This is a genomic window from Streptomyces sp. a15 (assembly GCF_059026085.1).
Window position 1 is genome coordinate 44393 of record NZ_JBWLKM010000041.1, and the last position, 20627, is coordinate 65019.

The following is a 20627-nucleotide window of genomic DNA, read 5'->3' on the forward strand; positions in this document are numbered from 1 at the left end:
GCCCGTGCGGGTACGGACCGCCGTTCTGGTGCTGCGGCTGCCGCTTGGGCAGCACTCCCGACGGCGTCGCGAGGCGCTGGTGACCGTGTTGCGCGCGGCCGACGCCGGTACCCCGGCGGCCCTGCGCGCCGTCGCCCGCGCTCTGCAGTCCCTGAGCCCCGAGACGGTGTGGCGGACGTGGGCCGAGTCACCCCGGCGCCAGTGGGCCTCCCCGCTCGCGGCCGAGCTGCTGGACGAGGATGCGGCGCGGGTTCCCGACGTGCTCGTGGACGCCGGCTGGCACGACTGGCTCGACGCCCACCAGGACGAGCTGTGGTCGTTGCTGAAGCGGTGGAACCGTGCCGCGACGGCCGCCGCCAAGCCCCGGGTGCGCGCGCTCAGCCGTCTGGCGCTCGACGACGGCGACAGCCGCGACGGGGCCGTCGACGCGCGGGTGCTGGCCGACGCCGCCGCACGCTTCGGCCATCCCCTCGGTGAGCGGGCCCGTGCCCGCCTCCTGGCGCTGAGCGACTCCACGGCCGTCGACCTGTTCTGCCGTACGGCACTGAAGTCGCCGGAGGCCACGGCCTTCTGCGTCGAACACCACCTGGCGCCCACCGGTGACGTGGAACGGGCGGTGTTCTTCGTCCGGACCCGTCAGCGCGAACAGTTCCGGGCGCTGGATCCCGACGGGTCGCTGCTGGCGCTCGGTTACCGGGGTGCGTCGGCCGAGGCGCGCGCGGCGCTGCGGGCCAAGATGACGGACATGGGCGACGTGGATGTGCTCCGGGTGCTGGCGGGGCAGCGTGTCGCGCAGGACGACTTCGGCCGCCTCACCAAGCGGGAACGTGCCTATCTGGTGGGGCAGTTCACCGACCGGAGTGACTGGGACCGCCTGTGGAGCTGCACCCTGCTGATGCCGCTCACCGAGGCGGTGAAGGCGGTCCGCGGCTGCGGCGACGACTGGCGGCCCTTGGACGAGGACGAGCGCGGCGTCTTCGAGGCCTTGCGTGGAGCGGATCCGCGGGCTGTGGCCGGCTGTGTGAAGACCCTGTCCGAAGGGTCCGCGTCGGCGCCCGCCCCGCACGTCCGGATCCAGCTCGTCGGCCTCCACCAGCGGCTGGGTGCCGTCACCGACCTCGACTTCTCACCGGACGGCACCCAGCTCGCCCTGGTCGGCGCGCTCCGCGTGCGGAGGGCGCTCGACAGCCCCGACCCGTTGCACGAGCCGGTCGCCTGGGCCGGGGTCGTGGATCTCGGCAGCAGAACGCTGTCCCAGTTGCGCTGCGACTTCCCACGGCTTCTGGAGCGCGTCGCGCATCTCGGCTCCGACACCGTCGTCGCCGCGGAGAAGCTGACGTACGACACGGCGGGCGAACGCCTCCACAAGCTGAAGATCCACTACATGGACCGCGACGGTGTGCGGGCGCTCGGCCCGGAAGCCGACATGATTCTCGGCCTGAAGCGCACCGCCGGAGACCGTGCCTTCGTCGTGACCGCATGTGACGTCGAAACGTCCGACCGCAGGCAGAGGTTGCTGGTCGGCGTTCCCGACGGGTTCCTCGTCCCCGCGGGGCTTCTCGACGGCCTGGACCGTCTGGACGACTTCGAGCCCGTGATCGCCGCGGTGGATCCCGACGGCCGGCTGATCGCCCTGGTCGACGAGCTGGAGGATGCCGTGGTCGTCGACCTCACCGGTTCCGTGGTGAACAGGCTCGACGACGGCTCGGGAACACTGGAGAACGTCCCCACGAGGACCGCCGCCCTGTCGCCTTCCACCCTGATCTGCTGCACCGGCACGGGTGTCCTCAAAGCGTGGCACGAGCCGCTCACCGCCAAGAAACCGACGGCGACGATTCCCGCCTGGTCCCCGGCGACCCGTCCGGACGCCCTGGCCTGGTCGCCCGCACTGAACCGATTCGTCGGGGTCCACCTCGTGCGCCGGCCGCGCCTGGAACTCCTGGAGGTGCCACCGACCCGTGACGCCCCGGTGCCGGACACACTCGTGTCCGCGTCGATCGCACTCGCGAGCGCCACCCACCTGGCACCCGTCGCCCGGCTGTCACCGAAGGGCGACACGCTGGCCGTGGCACACGCGAGCACACTCGACCTCTACCGCCTGACCACCCTCTCCCTGCGCCCGTTCATCGCCCGGCCCATGGCCCTGATGGCCCCCGAGAACCTGGCACAGGTGGTCAGGGTGCTGGGGGACCCGGACCTCGACGAGGGGACCCGAACGACGCTGACGCTGCTGCGGGCATGCCTGGAGCGCCGGCTCAACGACGACATCGGGATCGGCCACGCCCGCCACGGGGCGGTCGCGGGGAGCCACGAGATCGAGCTGGGCGGGTGAGGGTGTCGTGAGGGCGAAGGGCGTCGTGAGGGCGATCCACGCACAGGAGGCCGCCCGGCTGGCCGGGCGCGCGGGTCTGCGGCGGGACGACGGCTCCCGCGGGTGGCGCGCCCGGCGCGCCTGGCGGCGGCTGGTGAGCGCGTGCGCGGCCGGGAACGTGGCGGCCCAGGAGGCCGTACGGACAGCGGAGTTGACGGACCCGGACGTGCTGGAGCTGCTCGCGGTGGCACCGGCCGCGCCCGCCGACCGCGCCGCCTACCTCGTCCTGATCGGTCAGGGCACCCAGCACCAGGCCCTGGATCCCGACGGCTCCTTGCTGGCCCTGGCCTACCGGGCGGCCGTGCCCGAGACGCGTGAACGGCTGCGTACGCTCCTGGCCGCCGAGGGCGCCACCGAGGTGATCCGGGTGGTGGTCACCGGCGAACAGCGCGACCGGCTCGCCGAGATGTCGTACGACGAAATCGACTACCTCGGACACCATCTGGCCGAGCGACAGAGCTGGGACGAGCTGCGCCGCCTCGTCCGCGATCTCCCGTTGGCCAAGGCGGCCGCGGCGGCGCTGCTGCTGCCGGACGGGGTCTCGACGGCGTCCGTGCCGTCGCTGGGGCAACTGCGGGCGGTCGTCGAGCGGTTGCCGCGACGGCGACTGGTCAGGCATGACGTCACCACGTCGTTCGAGGGCGCGTCGTTCTCTCCGGACGCCTCCGAACTGGCCTTGCGCTACCGGCCGTTGAAGCGGCCCAGGATCAGGGAGCTCAACGTGGACATCCTCCGGATCGACACCGGAACGGTCACCCGCGCTTTCCACGGAGACGTCCTGACCGACAGGGACATCGGCGATTCGGTCCTGCACCTCGGCGACGAGATCCTCGTCAGGCTGAAGACGAGGAAGGACCTTCACCGGATCATCCGCGTCTCTCCCGACTACGAGGCCGTCGGCCCGCCGGCCCCCTTGTCGGTCATGCGAAGGTCGAGCGGTGGTGCGGTGATGATCTGTCCCGAAGGGCTCACCTTCGTCGACCGCGCCGCCCCGGATCTGAGGTTCCGGCCCATGACGCAGTTCGGCGGGCGCGGGGGGCACCGCCGACTCGACCACAGCGAACTTTCGGGCGGTCTCACCACCCTGCCCGCGGACCGTCTCGTCGCGTTCTGCTCGGATAATCAGGTCTTCGTGGCCAACGAGGACGGCGACCTGATGCACGTGATGCCGATTCCTTGGGAATACCCCCGGTTCGGGCCCGCGCTGTCCTTCCTGTCCCCGAATTCGCTGGCGGTGCATCACAGAAGCAGCCAGCACGATGAACAGCCGACCCACGTCTGGGAGTTCGGGCCGCACGGCGCCCCACACCTCATCGGCAAGCACCGGGGCCCGATCCGGAAGCGGTGGCCCCTTGAGGAGTGGCACGGGTTCGTCCTGGACGATGCCTTCGCCGCCCGCGTCCATTCGGCCGAGGGGCGCTGGCTCGACCGTGACGTGCCCTGGCTGCAAGCCGACCCCAAGGACCCCCTCCAGTTCACGCGGTTGCGCCGGCTCCTCGCCCTGTCCCCGGGACAGGACGTGTTCGTCACGAGTCTCATCGCCAGAGGCCGCGGCTTCGAAGTGCACAGCCCCCACCTCCCCGCCGCCCGCGAACTCCTGGAGCGCCCCCTGCTGCACGCCACACCCGCGGACCTCCAGCGGATCCGGGAACTGCGGAGCAAGATCGGCGCCCCCGAGGTCCAGCAGGCCCTCGACCTGCTCTCGGCCTGTCTCACCGCCCGCTTCGGGGGCGACATCGCCCTCGGCACCACGGGCTCCGCCCCCTTCGGCGGGCCGCACGACATCACCCTCGGCGAGGACGGGAAGCGGTGAGCCCGATGCGCACACGCACCGCCGCGCTGCTGCTGCGGCTGCCCCTGGGCCATGGCCCGCTGCGGAGACGGGCCCTCGACACCGTGTGGCAGGCCTGGCTCGGCGCACATGATCAAGTGCTGTGGGCCCTGCTGGAGAGACGGGGATGCGCGGCGAGCGGATCCGAACCCTTGGCGCACGCCCTCAGCCGGCTGGCGCTCGGCGACTAGGACGTGCAACTCGGCCCGGGGCTGCCGGCCGGGACCGCCGCCCGCTTCGACCACCCGATCGGTGAGCGGGCCCGCGCCCGGCTGATCGCGGTGAACGATGCCGAGGCCGTCAACATGTTGTGCCGTACGGCACTCACGTCGCCCGAGACCACGGCCTTCTGCGTCACGCACCACCTGGCCCCCGCCGACGAGGTGGAACGCGCCGTCTTCTTCCTGCGGACCGGGCAGCACGAGCAGTACCAGGCGCTCGACCCCGACGGGGCCCTGCTGGCGCTCGGCTACCACGGCGCGCCGTCCGAGGAGCGCAAGGCCCTGCTGGAGACGGTGACCGAGGCGGGCGGCGTCGATCTGCTGCGGGTGCTGGCGGGCCGGCACTCCGGACCCGACGGCTTCGCCGCGCTCGGCGAAACGGAACGCAGACGGCTGCTGGACCAGTTCGCGGCCCGGCGTGACTGGGACCACTGGTGGCCGCTGGTCCAGCTGATGCCCCTGCTCGACGCCGTGCGGGCGGTCAAGGATGTCGACGCGGCCTGGCGGCCTTCGGAGGAGGACGACCTGCGGGTGTTCGAGGCGTTGTGGGGCGTCGGAGCCGCTGCCCTGGAGGCGTGGACGCGTGACGGTCCCGGTGACGGGTCGTCCGGGCTCGTTCCGGCCCGGATCACCATCCCCGGCCTCGACGGGCCGGACACCTTCGTCCGCGACATGGATTTCGCGCCGGACGGCACTCAACTCGCCTTCGCCGGACACGCAGGGGGCCGCGGCCGCGCCGGGATCATCGACCTGGACAGCGGGCGGCTGTCGCGCCGGTATCCCGACGCCGCGCGCCCGCTGGCCCGGGTGGCGCACCTGGGCGCCGACACCCTCGTCGTCGTCGACGCGGAAGAAGCCGGCGACATGAACCGTCCCAAGCACATCCACCGCTTCGCCCCGGACGGCGTACGCCCGACAGGTTTCTCGGCCACCGTGGTCAGCGCCCTGCAACGCGCCACCGCCGAGGGCGCCTTCCTCGTGTGCTCCAGACACATAGACGGGTATCGCTGGCACGCGAGGGTGTCCGTGGGCGACCGCGACGGCTCCCTCACCGACAGCGGAATCCTCGACGGGCTGCCCGACGTCTCCCCGCGGGGCGTCACCGTGGGTCCCGGCGGCCGTCGGATCGCCGTGGTCAACGGCGACACCGTCGTGGTCGCCGACCACGGGGGAACCGTCGTGAACGTTCTGGACAACGGCCCCAGGAAGATCACCGGATCGACGCCGCTCAGCGCCATGTCGGACTCCGTCCTCGTCCGCGCCGATGCCCTGGGCGGCCTGGACATATGGCATGAACCGCTCGTGTCCGACCAGGCACCGGTGTCGAGAACCGTCTGGTTGAACACGACGTCCTTGTACGGCCTCGCCTGGTCACCCGCGCTGAACCGGTTCCTGGCTGTCGGGAGACAGCACTCCCGATCGATGACCCTGTGGGTCCTCGACATACCCGATACCCGCGACAGTCCCCTGCCCGACGACCTCGTGGCCCGTCAGATCCGCCTTCCCGGCCACCCGCATCGCGTGCGGCTGTCTCCGAAGGGGGACGTCCTGGCCTCGCTGAACTCCATAAGCCGGCCCCCGGCCGTCGACCTCTACTACCTCCCCCTCCTTGCCCTTCGGTCACGCGTCGCAGGACCCATGGGTCTGATGAGTCACCAGGATCTGGCCGAGGTGACCGCGGCGGTGAAGAGCCCCGCCCTGGACCACAAGTCCCGGCCGATTCTGCACGCGTTGCGCAGCTGCCTGGAACACCGGTTCCGGCACGACATGGGTATCGGGCGGACGGCAGGTGCGGCGGACGCGGGCGACTTCGAGATCGAGCTGGGCGAGGTGTAGGGACGATGGCGCTCAGCACGGAAGACGCCGCCCGGTTGGTGCGGCAGGCCATGCGACGGCGGGCCGACGGCTCCCGCGGGATGCGCGCCCGGTGGGCCTGGCGGCCGCTGCTACGGGCGTGCACGCAGGGCGACCCGGTGGCGCAGGAGGCGCTACGGACCGCCGAACTGCCCACTCCCGATGTCCTCGACCTGCTGGCGGCGGCCCCCGAGGAGCCCACCTACCAGGCCGCCGACCTGACCTTGATCGGACAGCACGCCCAGCGCCAGTGCTGCGGCGGCCGCCGGCGCACGCCGATCCGCAACAGCTGCGGCGGGTCCGGGAGTTGCTGCCGAAGATCGGTGACCCGACGGTGCGGGACGCCCTATGTGCTGCGGCGCTGTCCTGAGGAGCGGTTCGGGCATGACATCGCGCTGGGGCCCGCCGGTCCCGTGCCGGCGGGCGGCCCCACCGGCATCGCCCTCGCCCGCCACCCCGACCAACACCAGGGAGACGCGTGACCACCCGGATCGGCGTCGACTTCGGAACCGCCAACACCGTCGTGGCGGGCTGGGACCACGAGACGGGTCGCGGCGTCCCCATCCCGCTGCCCGGCGTCGACGTACTGCGCGAGGCCGGCCCCGGCCCCACCCAGCGGGTGGTGCCCTCCCTCATCGCCTACACCCACGACGGCGGACCCCGCCGCCTCGGCGCCCAGGTCACCCCCGAGATGGACGACGACCCCGGCCACACTGTTTTCGCCTCCACCAAGAGCAACGTCGCCGGACACGCCTACGACGCAGCCCGCGCCGTCGGCGACCGCAGGATCACCGGCCGGGAGGCGGCCACCCAGTTCCTCGGCGACATCATGGCGCTGGCCGTGCTCGCCATTGAGGACGACGACCTGGAGATCGTCGCCACAGCGCCCGTGGAGTCCTTCGACGGCTACCGCGACTGGCTGGTGCGCGAGGTCCGCGACGGCCTGCCCACCGCCCGGCTGCGGGTCGTGGACGAGGCCACCGCGGCAGCCGTCGGCTACAGCGCCCGGCTCAACCCGGGTGACGCCTTCGCCGTGATCGACTTCGGGGCCGGCACTCTCGACGTCTCGGTCGTCCGAGTCCAGGAACCGGACGAGGCGGGCTCCGGCGCCGGGGTGCGCACGATCGCCAAGCGGGGCCTGGACCTGGGGGGCAACACCATCGACGCGCTCCTCGCCGAACACGCCATTGACCGCCTCTCTCTCCCGCACGGCGATCAGATCGGCCGCAACCAGGTCTTCCGCCGCCTCCTGGCCTCGGCCGAACGGGCCAAGCGGGAACTCGCCACCGCCGAACAGGCCGTCATCCGCGCCGCTGACGCCCGTACCGACCGTGCGCACCAGGTTGCCGTCACCCGCGGCGAGTTCGACGCGCTGCTGCGCGACAAGGGGGTGCTGCGCCGGATCAACCAGGCCCTGCGCTCCTGCCTCGACCTGGCCGGCACCCGCGGCTTCGGCACCCAGGACATCCGGGAGGTCTTCCTCGTCGGCGGCAGCTGCCTCATTCCCGCCGTGCAGGACCTGGTGCATCTGCACTTCGACCCCGACGTGGTGCGCCTGGACCGGCCGCTGGAGGCGGTCGCGGCCGGCGCCGCCTCAATCGCCGGCGGCAGCGAGCTGTTCGACCACATCCAGCACGACTACGCCATCCGCCACGTCGATCACGACACCGGCGCCTACGAGTTCGAGACCTTGGTCGAAGCCGGCACCCCCTATCCCACCGAGGAGCCGGTCAGGACGCTCACCGTCAGGGCAGTGCACGAAAAACAGCGCAAGCTGGGCCTGGCCGTCTACGAACTGGCCCACGCCACCTACCGTGACGCCGGCGCCGAACTGGAGATCGCCTTCGACGCCGGCGGCGGCGCCCGCGCCGTGACCGTCACCCCGCAACAACGCCAGCAGCGGTCCATGCTCTGGCTCAACGAGGACAGCCCCACCTTCCTGGAGGCCGACCCTCCCGCCACCGCCGGAGAGGACCGCTTCCGCCTGGAATTCCGCGTCGACGCCCACAAACGTCTGACCGTCACCGCATACGACCTGCGCCGCCACACGCTGGTCCTGGACCGGCAACCGGTCGTCCGCCTGGCGTGACCAGCCGGCGCTGCCTCTCCCGTCACGACATCCGATCCCGTCACGACATCCGAGGAGTCCTCATGTCCCACTTCACCCGTGTCCGCACCGCGTTGCGCGACCCCGACCTGCTCGTCCAGGCCCTCGCCACGCTCGGCTTCACCACCGTCGAGAGCCACGACACCCCACAGGCCCTCTACGGCTACCAGGGCGACGCCCGCCCCGAACGCGCCGAAGTGATCATCCGCCGCCGCCACATCGGCCGCCACAGCAACGACATCGGCTTCCGCCGCCGCACCGACGGCACCTTCGAAGCCGTCATCAGCGAGTACGACAGGTCCGGCTACGACCAGCCATGGCTGACTGAACTCGCCCGCGCCTACGGCCACACCGCCGCCCTGCGCTACGCGGAGGACAACGGCTACGAGGTGGACTCCGACGTACTCGAGGAGAACGGCCAACGCCGCCTCGTCCTGCGCCGCTACACCTGAAGCAACACGTTCGCCAGGTGGGTGTGGTCTCGCCGGTTATGCGCTTGGCGAGGTTGTCGACCGAGGCGATGTGGATCATTGCTTCGGAGCCGGCGGGGAGGGTCTTGCAGTAGCGGCCAGGCGTCGGCGGAGCGTGATCCGTCCCGTCGCCGGGGCGGATACCTCATCCGATGCTCGCTACTGCCACGACAGCGACGCCCTGTAGAGCACCGCGGTTCAGCCGCCGGCCGATACAGCCCACACGGTCACCGCCACGACGGAGGTACGGCGCGCGTGTTGATCTCGGACTCCACTGCGCGGCCGGGACTACGCGTTCGATACCAGGCTTCGGGCGTGTGGCATGGTCCTGCGCCGCCTCCGGCAGACGATCCATGGGCTACCGGCATCTCCACCGGCGGCTGTCTCTGGCGGGAGGAGTCGGCGGCTCACGATGATCGACCTCGACGTTCACCGTCGCCGTGACCGGACGCAAGGATTGATCCCGACAGGGTCAGCCGACGGCGCGCTCTGCCTTCTGCGTCGGCTGTGCAGGTCGCGCAGTCGGTGAGCCGCTCAAGGGATCAGAGCGGCGATCAACAGGGAGAGGGGCAGGAAAATCAAGGGAGTTGCCATCAGCCAGCCCATGCGCGAGGAAGTTTTCGCACCGACAAGGATGCAGAAGGGTGCCATGAGGAGCACGTAGAAGAAGAACACTGCCCAGATGATGAAGCCTGCGCCCGACCCCACGATGCCCTCCTGGCGGTACCTGCCGCGTGCTCGCGCCAGCTGCTGCACGGTCACCCGCACAGCAGCTATTTGAACACGTTCAACTCGATCTCGCCAGGATGTCCGGGCATTTCGAGGCCGCGTTCGCGCCGAACGCCGGTGAGGACCTGGATTCTGTGGAAGACCATGCGGCCGCCCGACGCGAGCCGGAGAGGTCACACGAGCCTGACCGGCCCGGCGTCGATCGGCAGGCGGACCAGGAGATAGGGCTTGCGACGCAGGTCCTTGCCCTCATGGAAGGGCGACAGCCGGTTGAGCTGGTTGGCGATGGCGTACAGGTGCCGGTCCGAGGCGACGGACAGGGTGTCGACCCAGAGCAGGTCGCTCCCCTGGGCCAGGGGCCGGTAGGTGCCGTTCGGGCTCCTGCGCCAGAGGGAGTTGTGTTCCAGGTCGCCGCCGTAGAGCCGCCCCTTGTCGTCGCTCTCCAGGCCGTCGGCCATCGGCTTGAACCCGAGGTCCTCGACCGTCGCCGCCACTTCGGCGTCCGTGGCGTCCGGGTCGGCGAGGGCGTCGGTGGACACGCTGTGCAGCCGGCGGCTGGACAGCGGGCAGTAGTAGAGGCGCGTACCGTCGGCGCTGAGAGCGATGCCGTCGGAACCTGTCTCGTAGTACGTGGGCTCGCCGCCCGCGGGGCGGACCATGAAGGGCTCGCCCTCGATGACCGGAAGGAACTGCTCGTCCGCGAGCGCCGAGGGATGCCCGGCCAGTCGCCGCCAGGAGCGGCCCGTGGCGAGGTCGACCACGATCACGCCGTTCGAGCCGCCCGAGTCGGTGATGAACGCCATGCCTTCAGCGCCGCGCCGCAGGTCGAAGCGCACGTCGTTGAGGTAGCTGTTCGCCGGCACCACCTCGGGCGGGAAGAGGATCTTCCGTACGATCCGGTCGGTGCGCAGGTCGACCGCCACGAGCTTCGGACCGCCGTAGGAGGACCCGGCGAACAGCGGGCTTCCGGTGTCGAGGATCCACAGCCGTTCGGCCGGGTCGACGACGACGCTCTGCACCGACTGGAAGTGCCCGGCCAGGTCGGAGGCGTCCTCGCGGTTCACGTCGGCGTCGGGGTAGGCCACCGGCTTCCCGCCCCGCAGTTCGGCGACGGTGAACGGGACGTCGTCGCCCCAGCGGGGAAAGTTGACGAAGACCCGGCCGCGGCGCGAGACGGTGACACCCGTCGGCATCGCGCCCCAGAAGCGGGCAACGACCCCGTACTCTCCGGCTGTTGAACCGGAGGCGTAGGCGGGCCCGGCGAGTTGAGTGGCGGCCAGCGACTCGGTGGTCGCCGTAAGGAACGTACGTCGCTTCATGCGAGCGTCTCCTGCTGGGTCAATTCGCCGGAGGGCGAGGCGAGTTACCGCATCACCTCGGCGCGTGGGGGGGATCGGCCGGACGCTGCCGCGGCTGGTGGAGGCCGCCGCCTTCAGCAGCGCTGTCCGCCGAGGACATCGCCTGCGGCTACCGCCAACTCCTGGAATGGGAACGGGGGCCAACTGCCCAGTTGACCTGGTTCTCTCAGGGCCGCCGGGCTGCCGGCCGGGTCAGCGGGACCACGCGGCGGTCCCCGAAGGTGACCATCGCGTGCACGGGCGCGGCGCTGGCGCGCATGAGCGCCGCGACGCCCCGGTGGCCCTGCCGGTGGGCGAGCTGCGACCCCGCGCTGATCATCAGCGCGGTGAGGGCCGGCATCGGACGCCCGAAGAGCGTGATCTCCTTGATGCGTGACTCGTCGTCGAGCCGCAGCAGTTGCGCCTCCTCGAACGGCTGGGATCCCACCCGCGCCCGGTAGAACAGCGCGTACGCGTCGCCCTCGCCGGTCTGAGTGTGGAAGCGGATGTCCTGGACCGCCGTGAACGCCGAGGTCAGAAAGGAGCGCAGTTGGTCAGGTCCCTCGAAGCGGAACTGCTCGGTGAGCGGCGAGCTGAGCACGACGTCCCGGCTCAGGCCCGCGACCGCGGCGTCGACGTCACCGCGTTCTGAGGCGGCGCGCCAGCTCGCGACGGTATCGGCGGCGGAGTGCAGGGTCTCGGACACGGGTCTCTCCCGGTATCAACGGCGCGAACGGGTCTGCGGGTGGCGGGGGTGGGGGGTGTCAGCCGGCCAGCTTGTTCATCGTGCGGATCTGCTTGTCCAAGACCCAGGCAGGAACAAAGCGGAGGAGGCGCGCACGTCCGGCCATGGGGCCGGCGGCGTAACGCAGCTTCGGCTTCGCGTCGGTCGCTGCCGCGACGATCGCCCTGGCGACAACGGCGGGGTCGTCGCCGTCCTTGATCGCCTCCCTCATCAGACGGTCGAAGACACGCCGCTGATCCGCGTAGGCATGCAGGGGCGTGTCGGGCTTCGCGCTGTTGGCCTCGAATCCGGTCCTGGTGTAGGCGGGTTCGACGAGAAGCGACCGGACGCCGTATTCCCGGACCTCGTGGTCCAGGGACTGGGAGTAGCCCTCGATCGCGTGCTTGGACGCGCCGTAGACGGCCATGTAGGGAGCGGGGATGAACCCCTGCACTGACGAGAGGTTGATGATGCGCCCGCGTTTCTGGGCGCGCATGTACGGCAGGACCTCCTTCACCATGCGCATGACCCCGAAGACGTTGATGTCGAAGACGGCCTGGGCCTGCTCGACGGAGGTTTCCTCCGCCGCACCCATCGATCCGACGCCGGCGTTGTTGACCAGAACGTCGATCCGCCCGAACCGGTCGATCACCTGCTGGACCGCGGCGGTGACCGACTTGTCACTGGCCACGTCGAGGTCGAGGAAGGTCACACCGTGGAGCGGGGTGACGTGTGAGGTGTCGCGGCCTGTGCCGGCCACGTCGAAACCCGCTGCGACCAGCGCGAGCGCGGTTTCCTTTCCGATGCCGGATGACGCCCCCGTCACCAGTGCCACCGGCCGATTTGTCGCCATCATGCACTCCCGAATCCATCTGGGAAACCGATCGGTTTCTCCTTCACCTCACTGTAAACCGATCGGTTTCCATGCACAAGCTCAAGCAAGGAACTGATCCAGGGCCGCGTCACCGACTGTCTTCAGGTTGAGCCGACCGGCGCCCGCCGACATGTCGGCACGGGCCGGATGAGCAGGCGGGAGAGACGTGAGAGTGCCATCCCCGCGATGCGATGGCCGAGTTCGCGCTCAAGGGCTACTACGACACCGCCACCGGGGCGATTGCCAAGGCGATCGTCGTCGCCACCTTGACGCGGACCATGGAAGACGCCCGCCTGGCTTTCGAGAGGGCAGCCAAAGGGGGAAGGAGCGCGAGCGGGCCCTCCCACGCAAGGGGCAGCCCAATGGCGATTGCTCGCGCGCGGCTGATCTCGGCGCACCCCGAAACGCTCCAGATTCAGGGATACGCCGTCGCGGCAGCCACCGACGCGCGGGGCGGTGAGCAGATCGGCGAGCGTCCGGGCCGGCTGGATGAGGCTCCGGGAAACCATGCCCTGCCGCTGGGCGCAGATGCCGACAAGACCACAACCTTCCCCGCGCCCGGCTGCTCAAGTCCGGCATCAGCCCGGAGAGCACATCAGTCACCGAACCTGCCCGGAAGGACGATGCGTCAGCGCATGCCTGCCGCATCGAGCAGGGAAACCACGGTAGGCACGATGAGCCCTGTCAGGTTGTCGGCGCCGGTCCCCGCGCGGGCACTGGCGCCGTCGAAGACCAAGATCAGCTGCCGGGTCAGCAGGTCGGGATCGCTCGCGCCACCCCGTTCGGCCTCGCCACGGAAAAAGGCCGTCAGCCCCGCCTTGATCCGGTGTGCCACCTGGCTCGCAGGGTGACTCTGGTCCTTCAGCTCGATCTGCACAGCCAGGTACCGACAGCCTTGGAACTCGGGCGCACCCGCCTGCAGTTCCACCCGCTCGAGACGTGCAGGATCCGCTCGCGAGGTGAACGGTCGTCGTCCGCCGGAGGCAGGGCCCTCGCCACGTCGGCGGAAGCGCGCTCCTCCAGGCCCGCCGCGAGCAGTTCGTCCTTGCTCTCGAACAGCTGGTACATGGAGCGCTTGGACACCCCCGCCGCCTTGCACAGCGCCTCGACGCCGACGCCGTCTCGGTAGATGAGCGTGGCCGCCGCGTCCAGCAGCCGCTCTCGGGGACTCTGCTTCGCCTTGGTGGTCACACTGCGAGGTTAACCCGATTCCACCGGAATGAAAACCGATCGGTTTACGAAGGTGGGGATGTCCGTCGTCAAGCACTGATGGTGCGTGCGCCCTCCCGTCCTCCCGGGCGGCACACACCGGGGCCATTGGGCGCAACGGCCCCGTCCGAGGTGAGTGCGGATACGGTGCAGTCCCTTGCGGTCGTACCAGCCCGTCAGGGCAGTTCGGTCACACGGTCTGTGCCGGGTGGGGCGACCGGGCTGTGGGCGGTGAGGTAGTCGGTGAGGGCCGCGATGTCGTCCCCGCCGCCGACGGTGTCGGTGCCCTCGGCGAAGGTGGTGAAGCCGTCGCCGCCGGCGGCGAGGAAGGTGTTGGCGGTCACCCGGTAGGTGGTGTCCGGCTTCAGTGGTTCGCCGTTCAGCGTGATCGACGCCGACTCGATGCGGTCGCCGACCGGGGCGCCGCGGGAGAAGGAGTACCTCAGGCCCTTGGAGACGCCGAGCATGAGGGTGGGTGCCCGGGTGCCGGAGTCGTTGAACTGCTCCTCCAGGATCTTCTCGATCTGCGCGCCCGTCAGGTTCACGGAGACCAGCGACCCGGCGAAGGGCTGTACGGCGAAGGCCTCGGCGTAGGTGATCTCGCCGGGTGCCTCCCCGCCCGTCGACGACCCGTGCACCAGGTCCGCCCGCACCCCGCCCGGATTCATCAGGGCGATCTGGGCCCCGCCGCGCTCCGGTGCCGAGGTAGCGGCGAGTTGGGCGTCGGCGACGAGGTTCGCCAGATCGGACTCGGCGTCGCGGGTCTCGGAGCGGGTGATGTCGGCGGTGACGCTGCCGACGATCCGGTTGGCCAGCGGCGCCGACAGGGCCTTCCACTTGTCGATGACGGCGGTCTGGTCGGCGTCCCTGGCGCCGGTGCGGGTGACGAGGTGGTTCATCGCGGCGACCTGGTTCCGTACGACGTCGCCGGTACGGCGGTCCACCGGCAGCCGGGTCTCGGTGACGACGCGTCCGAACGACGACGCCGAGGTGACCAGGCGGGGGTTGCCGGCCGGGTCGGGCAGGGAGCAGATGTACGGCTGGTGGGTGTGGCCGGTCACCACGGTGTCGATCGCCGGGTCGAGGTTCTTGGCGATGTCGACGATCGGGCCGGAGATGCCGTCGCACTGCCCGTACGATCCGGCCTGCACTCCGCCCTCGTGCAGCAGGACGACGATCGCCTCCACTCCCTGGCGGCGCAGTTCGCGGGCGGAGGCGTTGGCGGTCTGCACCTCGTCGAGGAAGCGTACGGACGTGATGCCGGACTGGCCGGTGACCTCGGGCGTGCCCTCCAGCGTCATGCCGATGAAGCCGACCTTCACCCCGTCCACCTTCTTCACCCAGGTGGGCGCCAAGAGGGGCTTGCCGGAGTCGCGGTCGATGACGTTGGCGGCCAGCCAGGGGAACGCCGCCCCGTCGTACGGCTCACCCTTTATGAAGCAGCCGTCCTCGGGGTGGCAGCCCCCGTGCTGCATCCGCAGCAGTTCCTCGGTGCCCTCGTCGAACTCGTGGTTGCCGACGCTGGTGACGTCCAGGTGGAGCTTCTCCATGGATTCGACGGTGGGTTCGTCGTGGAAGAGGCCGGCCAGGAAGGGGCTGGCGCCGATGATGTCGCCCGCGGCGACGGTCAGCGAGGTGTCGGTGCCCTGCCGGAGCTGGCCCAGCCGGGCCGCGAGGTGCTCCGCGCCGCCGACCGGCGTGGACTTCGGGTCGAGCTTGGAGCCGAGGTTGGCGTCGCGCCCGGTGGGCGGCTCCAGGTTGCCGTGGAAGTCGTTGAAGGACAGCAGCTGGACGTCGACGGTGGACGGCGGCTTCTGGGCTGTGGGGAAGGCGCGGGTGTACGAGATCCACAACCGTACGTCGGCGGCCTCCGTACGGCCGTTGCCGTCGAGGTCTCCGGCCGCGCCGGCGGTCGGGACGGCTGCCAGGTCCTTGGCGTTCACGGAGCCGTCACCGTCGACGTCCGGTGTGCGGTGCGCCAGCAGGCCCGAACGGACCGACAGCAGATGGAACTTGGTGACACTGCCGTTGAAGCCGAAGTTGTCGTCGGCGACGAGGACGAGCGAGCGGGATCCGTCGGGCAGCCTCGGCCCCCAGGTGATGCCCTCGACGTTGTCGGCGTCGGTTCCGGAGGTGGTGAAGTCGTACAGCAGCTTCTTCGGCATCGGCTTCTCGGTGCCGGACAGGGCGTCCTTGCCGCCTACGTCCGTCGCGCCGATGGTGCTGGTCCAGTAGAGGCGGATGGAGAAGCCGACACCGGAGGCGAAGGACCGTTCGACGGTGAGGTAGTCGGTCTCGTTGATGGCGAGGATCTCGGAGACTCCGCGGTCAGCCGCGTACGTGCCGACCGGGGCGGGCAGGGGCGCGGTGGGTGCGTCGGAGATCGGGTCGACCTCGTAGACGTGCTCGGCTTCCGGCTCCCCGGTCCGACGGTCCATCAGCAACAGTCGGGAGGGGCTCTTGGCGGTCAGTCCGGCCGCGGGGCCGTCCTGGACCAGGGCGTTCTCGGTGATGGTGACCACCTTGCGCCCGTCCGGGGAAAGGGCGAGCCCTTCCAGCGCCTGGTTGTTGCGCACCCCGGCGGTGAGTGTGCCCGAGGCCGAGCGGACGGGGGCGTACGCCTTGGGCAGCGGCAGTTCGCGTACGTACCCGCCGGAGGTGTCCGCCTCGCGGACGAAGGCGGGCTGCCCGGCGGAGGAGGCACCCTCGCTGGTCCACAGCAGGCTTTTGGCGCCGGGGGTCCAGCGGATCGCCTCGGGGTCGACCGTCTTGGGGGCGAAAGGTTCGCCGGTGGTGTCGGCGAGCACGGTCAGGCTGTCGAGGTCGGGCTCGTCACCGGCGAAGGCCGCCCCGTCGAGCGGGAGTCGGAGCTTGTAGAAGCGGGCCTTGCCGTTCTCCGAACGGTCATCGCTGAGGGCGACGTACTCGCCGGACCGCGGGTCGTAGTCGATTCCGGACAACCCGCCGAACGGCATGCCGAACTCCGTCGTCCCGGCGGGCACCGTGAGGGTGTCGAGGAGCCGCACGTCCTGCGGCTTCCCGGAAGCATCCGCCTCCGGCTCCGCCGCGAAGCCGTTCGTGAGGGCCAGGCTGCCGAGAAGGCCGGCCGCGGCGAGGGAGGCGAGGAGCGCGCGTCTGCGGCGCGCTGGGGATCTGTGGCGCATGGGTGTCCTTCCAAGGGGAGCGTGCGGGCATGGCTCGCCGACCCGCGGGCTCGGCGAGGTGGGGGCGGGTGGGAGAGCCCAGTGAGGGGGGTGACGAGGCGTCAGAGCGAGGCGGCCGCCGGCACGGCACGGCCCCGGCGTTTGCGGCGCCACGCGTACAGGGCGAGGGCGACCAGGGTCATGACGTACGGAATCGTCGACACCAGCTGCGGTGGTACGTCGAGGGTGCCGAGCTGCACGGCCAGTGCCTCCGCCGCTCCGAAGCCGAGCGCGGCGAGGAAGACACCCCACGGCCGCAGGCCACCGAGGAACACGGCGGCGAGAGCGATGAAGCCGCGGCCGGCCGTCATGTCCCGTACGAAGAAGGAGACGTAGCCCATGCTGAGGAAGACCCCGGCGAGTCCGGCGAGGGCACCGCTGAGGGCGAGTCCGGTGTACTGGACACGACGTACCCCGATCCCGACCGAGGCCGCGGCGTCCGGCATCTCGCCGACGGCGCGCAGGTGGAAGCCGAAGCGGGTGCGGAAGAACAGCCAGGCGACGAACGGCGCGACCAGGAAGGCCAGCCAGGTGACCATGTTCTGGCCGCTCAGCACATCGCCGACCACCGGGATGTGCTCGATGCCCGGGAGGGTGACCGTCGGCAGGCTGCCGCTCTTCAGGCCGGTGGTGCCGCCCTTGTCGTCGAGGAGGCTGTAGACGGCGTAGGCGGTGCCGCCGGAGGCGAGGAGGTTGAGGCCGATGCCCGCGATGATCGCGTCGGCGCCCAGCTCCAGGCGGAGGGCGGCGAGCAGTACGCCCAGCAGGGTCGCCATCGCGACGCCGCTGACCGCGCCCAGCGCGACGGAGCCGCTGTAGCCGGCGACCAGGGCCCCGGTGCAGGCGGCGGAGAGCATCTGGCCGTCGAGGGCGATGTTGCTGATGCCGGCGCGTTCGGCGACCAGCCCGCCGAACGCGGCGAGCAGGTACGGCGTGGCGATCCGCAGTACGGCCGCCAGGAAGGCGCTGCTGAGGACGACGTCGAGCACGGAACTCATCGGACGCCCACCTGCCTCCGCGCCATGCGCCGCTTGAGCAGGTTGGGCAGGGCCTGGGCGGTGACCAGGAGCACGATGACCGCCTGGATCACCACCACGATCTCGGTGCCGACGTCCGTCTGCTGTTCCATGATGTCGCCCCCGGCGCGCAGGTAGGAGTAGAAGAATCCGGCGACCACGACGACCAGCGGGTTGTTCCTGGCCAGCAACGCGACCACGATCCCTTCGAAGGCGAGGCTTCCGGCGAGCCCGGGTTCGAGCCGCCCGTACACGCCCTGGACGAGATGGGCGCCGGCCAGCCCGGCGACGGCGCCGCCGATGACGAAGCTCCACTCGATGACGCGGGGCACGCGGATGCCGCCGTAGGCCGCGAAGTCGGGGTTGGCGCCGGTCATGCGGATGCGGTAGCCGAGCGGGGTGCGGGTGATGAGCAGCCACAGTGTGACGGCGGTCAGCAGCATCACGCCGAGACCGATGTTGGCCCGGCCCAGTGGGATGCCGAAGACGTCGCTCAGCGGCGTGAGCACGGAGTCCTGCTGGATGGACTCGGAGTGCACGGCGCTGCTGCCCGGCTCCTTCAGCGGGCCGTTGACCAGGTAGTCGTAGACGCGGACGACGATGGCGTTGAGCATCAGCGTCGCCACGATCTCGTTGGCGCCGAGGCGTGCCTTCATCGATCCCGGAACCAGGCCCATTCCGGCGCCCGCCGCGGCTGCCGCGGCCATGGGCACGATCACGGCGACGACGGGCGGCAGCGGCAGGAAGATCGCGACGGTCGCGGCCGCCAGCGCACCGGCGTAGACCTGGCTCTCGGCGCCGAGGCTGATCTGGCGGGCGCGGAAGGGGATGGCGACCGACAGCCCGAGCAGGGTGAGCGTGGTGGCGTCCTCCAGCCAGCGGCCGACGCGGAAGGAGCGGTCCAGCGGGCCGGTGAGCATCGCCTCGTAGGCGCGGACCGGGTCGTTGCCGGTGGCGAGCATGACGAGGAAGCCGATGGCCAGGGCGGCGAGGATGGTGGCCAGGGCCATGCTGAGGTCGACGGCGAAGTCGCGGCGCCGGGTCGCTCGGTACTGGCTCCGGTCCTCGATCTCGATCGCGGTCATGGGGGTGGTGGTCACGGCGTCTCCCCCAGGTCTTCCAGACCGGCCGTCAGATCGTCGTGGTCGTGCTCCTCCACGCCGAGCATGTAGAGCCCGACCCGCTTCTCGGTGAGGCCGCTCGTGTCGTCGAACCGGGCGACCAGGCGGCCGTCCTTGAGGACGAGCAACCGGTCGGACAGGGCGAGGAGTTCGGTGAGGTCGGCGGAGATCAGCAGGACAGCGGCGCCCGTGTCACGTGCGGCGACGAGACGCTCGTACATGAACCGCATCGCACCGATGTCCACCCCGCGGGTGACCTGCGAGGCGATCAACAAGCGTGGTCCTGCGGAGAGTTCGCGGGCGACGATGACCTTCTGCATGTTGCCGCCGGACAGTGCGCGTACCGGGACCGACGGGTCGGGGGTTCGGATCGCGTACTGGTCGATCAGGCGGTCGGCGTGGGCGCGTACGGCGCCCGGGTGCAGGATGCCGCGGCGGGCGAGGGGCGGGCGGTCGTGGCGGTCGACGACGAGGTTGTCGGCGATGGACGCGTCGAGAGCGGCGCCGTTGTGCAGCCGGTCCTCCGGCACGTAGCCGATGCCGGCCCTGCGGTGTCCTGCCACGTCGAGGCCGGCCGTGTCGGTGCCGCCGACGTGGACCGTGCCCGAGGTGACGCGGCGCAACCCGGCGAGGATCTCGGCGAGTTCGCTCTGGCCGTTGCCCTCGATACCGGCCACGCCGACGATCTCCCCGGCGGCCACGTCGAAGTCGAGGCCGTGCAGGGACTGGCCGGTCGGGGCGTCGTAGCGGAGGCTTCGGACCCGCAGGGTGGTCTCCCTGGGGCGGGCTGGGGTGCGGTCCACGTCCAGGGACATGTCGCGGCCGACCATCATGGAGGCGAGCGAGCGCTCGGTGGCGTCGGCGGTGGCGACCGTGCCCACGAGGGAGCCGGCGCGCATCACGCTCACCTTGTCGCTGATCTCCCGTACCTCGCGCAGCTTGTGCGAGATGAACAGCACGGTCATCCCGCCGTCGCGCAGCCGGCGCACGGCGGCGAACAGGTCCTCCGTCTCCTGCGGGGTGAGCACGGCGGTCGGCTCGTCGAGGATCAGTACGCGGGCCCGCCGGTGGAGTGCCTTGAGGATCTCGGTGCGCTGCCGCATGCCGACCGACACCTCGTCGACGCGTGCCTTGGGGTCGACGACGAGTCCGGACTCCTCCGCGAGCCGGGCGGTCGTCTCCACGGCCGTCTTCGGGTCGACCAGACCGCGACGGCCCGGCTCCACGCCGAGGACGACGTTCTGGGCGACGGTGAAGGACGGCACCAGCATGAGGTTCTGGTGCACCATCCCCACGCCCAACGCGATCGCCGAGGCGGGGCCCCGCAGCACGCGGGGCCGTCCGCCGACCAGGATCTCGCCGGCGCTCGGCTGCTCCAGGCCGTAGAACAGCTTCATCAGCGTGGACTTGCCCGCGCCGTTCTCACCGACGACCGCCCGGATCTCGCCCGGCGGGACCTCCAGGTCCACGGCGCGCACGGCGCGCACCCCGTTTGCGTAGGTCTTGGTGACCTGGCGGGCGGCGACGGCCGGTCCGTCCTTGCCCCATGGCTCGTTCATC

Annotated in this window: 15 protein-coding genes and 2 pseudogenes; 7 read left to right on the forward strand and 10 right to left on the reverse strand. The window is 70.8% G+C overall.

The features are described 5' to 3' along the window. Nucleotides 1–4 precede the first annotated feature (4 nt). From AC5P09_RS32045 to AC5P09_RS32075, 7 genes are all read left to right on the forward strand, one after another. A complete protein-coding gene (locus tag AC5P09_RS32045) occupies nucleotides 5–2332 on the forward strand; it encodes a hypothetical protein (RefSeq protein ID WP_493877230.1) in 2328 nt (775 codons plus the stop codon). 25 nt (nucleotides 2333–2357) lie between these two features. Next, nucleotides 2358–4184, forward strand: coding sequence for a hypothetical protein (locus AC5P09_RS32050; protein ID WP_493877231.1), 1827 nt, complete (start codon nucleotides 2358–2360; stop codon nucleotides 4182–4184). A gap of 5 nt (nucleotides 4185–4189) precedes the next feature. Continuing rightward, nucleotides 4190–4393: a hypothetical protein gene (locus AC5P09_RS32055; protein WP_493877232.1), complete on the forward strand. Its 204-nt coding sequence runs from the start codon at nucleotides 4190–4192 to the stop codon at nucleotides 4391–4393. A gap of 3 nt (nucleotides 4394–4396) precedes the next feature. Beyond that, nucleotides 4397–6259, forward strand: coding sequence for a hypothetical protein (locus AC5P09_RS32060; RefSeq protein WP_493877233.1), 1863 nt, complete (start codon nucleotides 4397–4399; stop codon nucleotides 6257–6259). A gap of 5 nt (nucleotides 6260–6264) precedes the next feature. After that, a complete protein-coding gene (locus tag AC5P09_RS32065) occupies nucleotides 6265–6759 on the forward strand; it encodes a hypothetical protein (protein ID WP_493877234.1) in 495 nt (164 codons plus the stop codon). Next, nucleotides 6756–8366: an Hsp70 family protein gene (locus AC5P09_RS32070; RefSeq protein WP_493877235.1), complete on the forward strand. Its 1611-nt coding sequence runs from the start codon at nucleotides 6756–6758 to the stop codon at nucleotides 8364–8366. The genes AC5P09_RS32065 and AC5P09_RS32070 overlap by 4 nt, the downstream gene beginning before the upstream one ends. A gap of 62 nt (nucleotides 8367–8428) precedes the next feature. Next, a complete protein-coding gene (locus AC5P09_RS32075; protein ID WP_493877236.1) occupies nucleotides 8429–8836 on the forward strand; it encodes a DUF1257 domain-containing protein in 408 nt (135 codons plus the stop codon). Between the two features lie 10 nt (nucleotides 8837–8846). Here AC5P09_RS32075 and AC5P09_RS32080 read toward each other — a convergent pair. The 10 genes and pseudogenes from AC5P09_RS32080 to AC5P09_RS32125 all read right to left on the reverse strand — a co-directional run. Continuing rightward, nucleotides 8847–8980 (reverse strand): annotated as a pseudogene (locus AC5P09_RS32080) (IS5/IS1182 family transposase); the annotation flags it as partial. Between the two features lie 408 nt (nucleotides 8981–9388). Then, a complete protein-coding gene (locus AC5P09_RS32085; protein WP_493877237.1) occupies nucleotides 9389–9616 on the reverse strand; it encodes a hypothetical protein in 228 nt (75 codons plus the stop codon). Between the two features lie 140 nt (nucleotides 9617–9756). Then, complete coding sequence (locus AC5P09_RS32090; RefSeq protein WP_493877238.1) at nucleotides 9757–10902, reverse strand: L-dopachrome tautomerase-related protein; 1146 nt, start codon at nucleotides 10900–10902, stop codon at nucleotides 9757–9759. Between the two features lie 205 nt (nucleotides 10903–11107). Next, nucleotides 11108–11626 carry a nuclear transport factor 2 family protein gene (locus AC5P09_RS32095; RefSeq protein ID WP_493877239.1) on the reverse strand — a complete coding sequence of 173 codons (519 nt, stop codon included), beginning with the start codon at nucleotides 11624–11626 and terminating at the stop codon, nucleotides 11108–11110. Between the two features lie 58 nt (nucleotides 11627–11684). Then, a complete protein-coding gene (locus tag AC5P09_RS32100; protein ID WP_493877255.1) occupies nucleotides 11685–12497 on the reverse strand; it encodes an oxidoreductase in 813 nt (270 codons plus the stop codon). A 649-nt stretch (nucleotides 12498–13146) separates the two neighbouring features. Next, nucleotides 13147–13709, reverse strand: a pseudogene (locus AC5P09_RS32105) (TetR/AcrR family transcriptional regulator). 194 nt (nucleotides 13710–13903) lie between these two features. Then, nucleotides 13904–16891 carry an esterase-like activity of phytase family protein gene (locus tag AC5P09_RS32110; protein WP_493877240.1) on the reverse strand — a complete coding sequence of 996 codons (2988 nt, stop codon included), beginning with the start codon at nucleotides 16889–16891 and terminating at the stop codon, nucleotides 13904–13906. A 101-nt stretch (nucleotides 16892–16992) separates the two neighbouring features. Then, nucleotides 16993–17928 (reverse strand): ABC transporter permease, encoded by a 936-nt coding sequence (locus AC5P09_RS32115; RefSeq protein ID WP_493877241.1) that lies wholly within the window; start codon nucleotides 17926–17928, stop codon nucleotides 16993–16995. After that, nucleotides 17925–19046, reverse strand: coding sequence for an ABC transporter permease (locus AC5P09_RS32120; protein ID WP_493877242.1), 1122 nt, complete (start codon nucleotides 19044–19046; stop codon nucleotides 17925–17927). The genes AC5P09_RS32115 and AC5P09_RS32120 overlap by 4 nt, the downstream gene beginning before the upstream one ends. Next, nucleotides 19043–20626 carry an ABC transporter ATP-binding protein gene (locus tag AC5P09_RS32125; protein ID WP_493877243.1) on the reverse strand — a complete coding sequence of 528 codons (1584 nt, stop codon included), beginning with the start codon at nucleotides 20624–20626 and terminating at the stop codon, nucleotides 19043–19045. Before AC5P09_RS32125 ends, AC5P09_RS32120 begins: the two co-directional genes overlap by 4 nt. Nucleotide 20627: the final 1 nt, after the last annotated feature.

Coding starts and splice junctions, on each gene's coding strand:
- AC5P09_RS32055 (WP_493877232.1), top strand. CDS start 4,190: ATGCGCACACGCACCGCCGCGCTGCTGCTGCGGCTGCCCCTGGGCCAT.
- AC5P09_RS32065 (WP_493877234.1), top strand. CDS start 6,265: ATGGCGCTCAGCACGGAAGACGCCGCCCGGTTGGTGCGGCAGGCCATG.
- AC5P09_RS32075 (WP_493877236.1), top strand. CDS start 8,429: ATGTCCCACTTCACCCGTGTCCGCACCGCGTTGCGCGACCCCGACCTG.
- AC5P09_RS32090 (WP_493877238.1), bottom strand. CDS start 10,902: ATGAAGCGACGTACGTTCCTTACGGCGACCACCGAGTCGCTGGCCGCC.
- AC5P09_RS32100 (WP_493877255.1), bottom strand. CDS start 12,497: ATGGCGACAAATCGGCCGGTGGCACTGGTGACGGGGGCGTCATCCGGC.
- AC5P09_RS32110 (WP_493877240.1), bottom strand. CDS start 16,891: ATGCGCCACAGATCCCCAGCGCGCCGCAGACGCGCGCTCCTCGCCTCC.
- AC5P09_RS32115 (WP_493877241.1), bottom strand. CDS start 17,928: ATGAGTTCCGTGCTCGACGTCGTCCTCAGCAGCGCCTTCCTGGCGGCC.
- AC5P09_RS32125 (WP_493877243.1), bottom strand. CDS start 20,626: ATGAACGAGCCATGGGGCAAGGACGGACCGGCCGTCGCCGCCCGCCAG.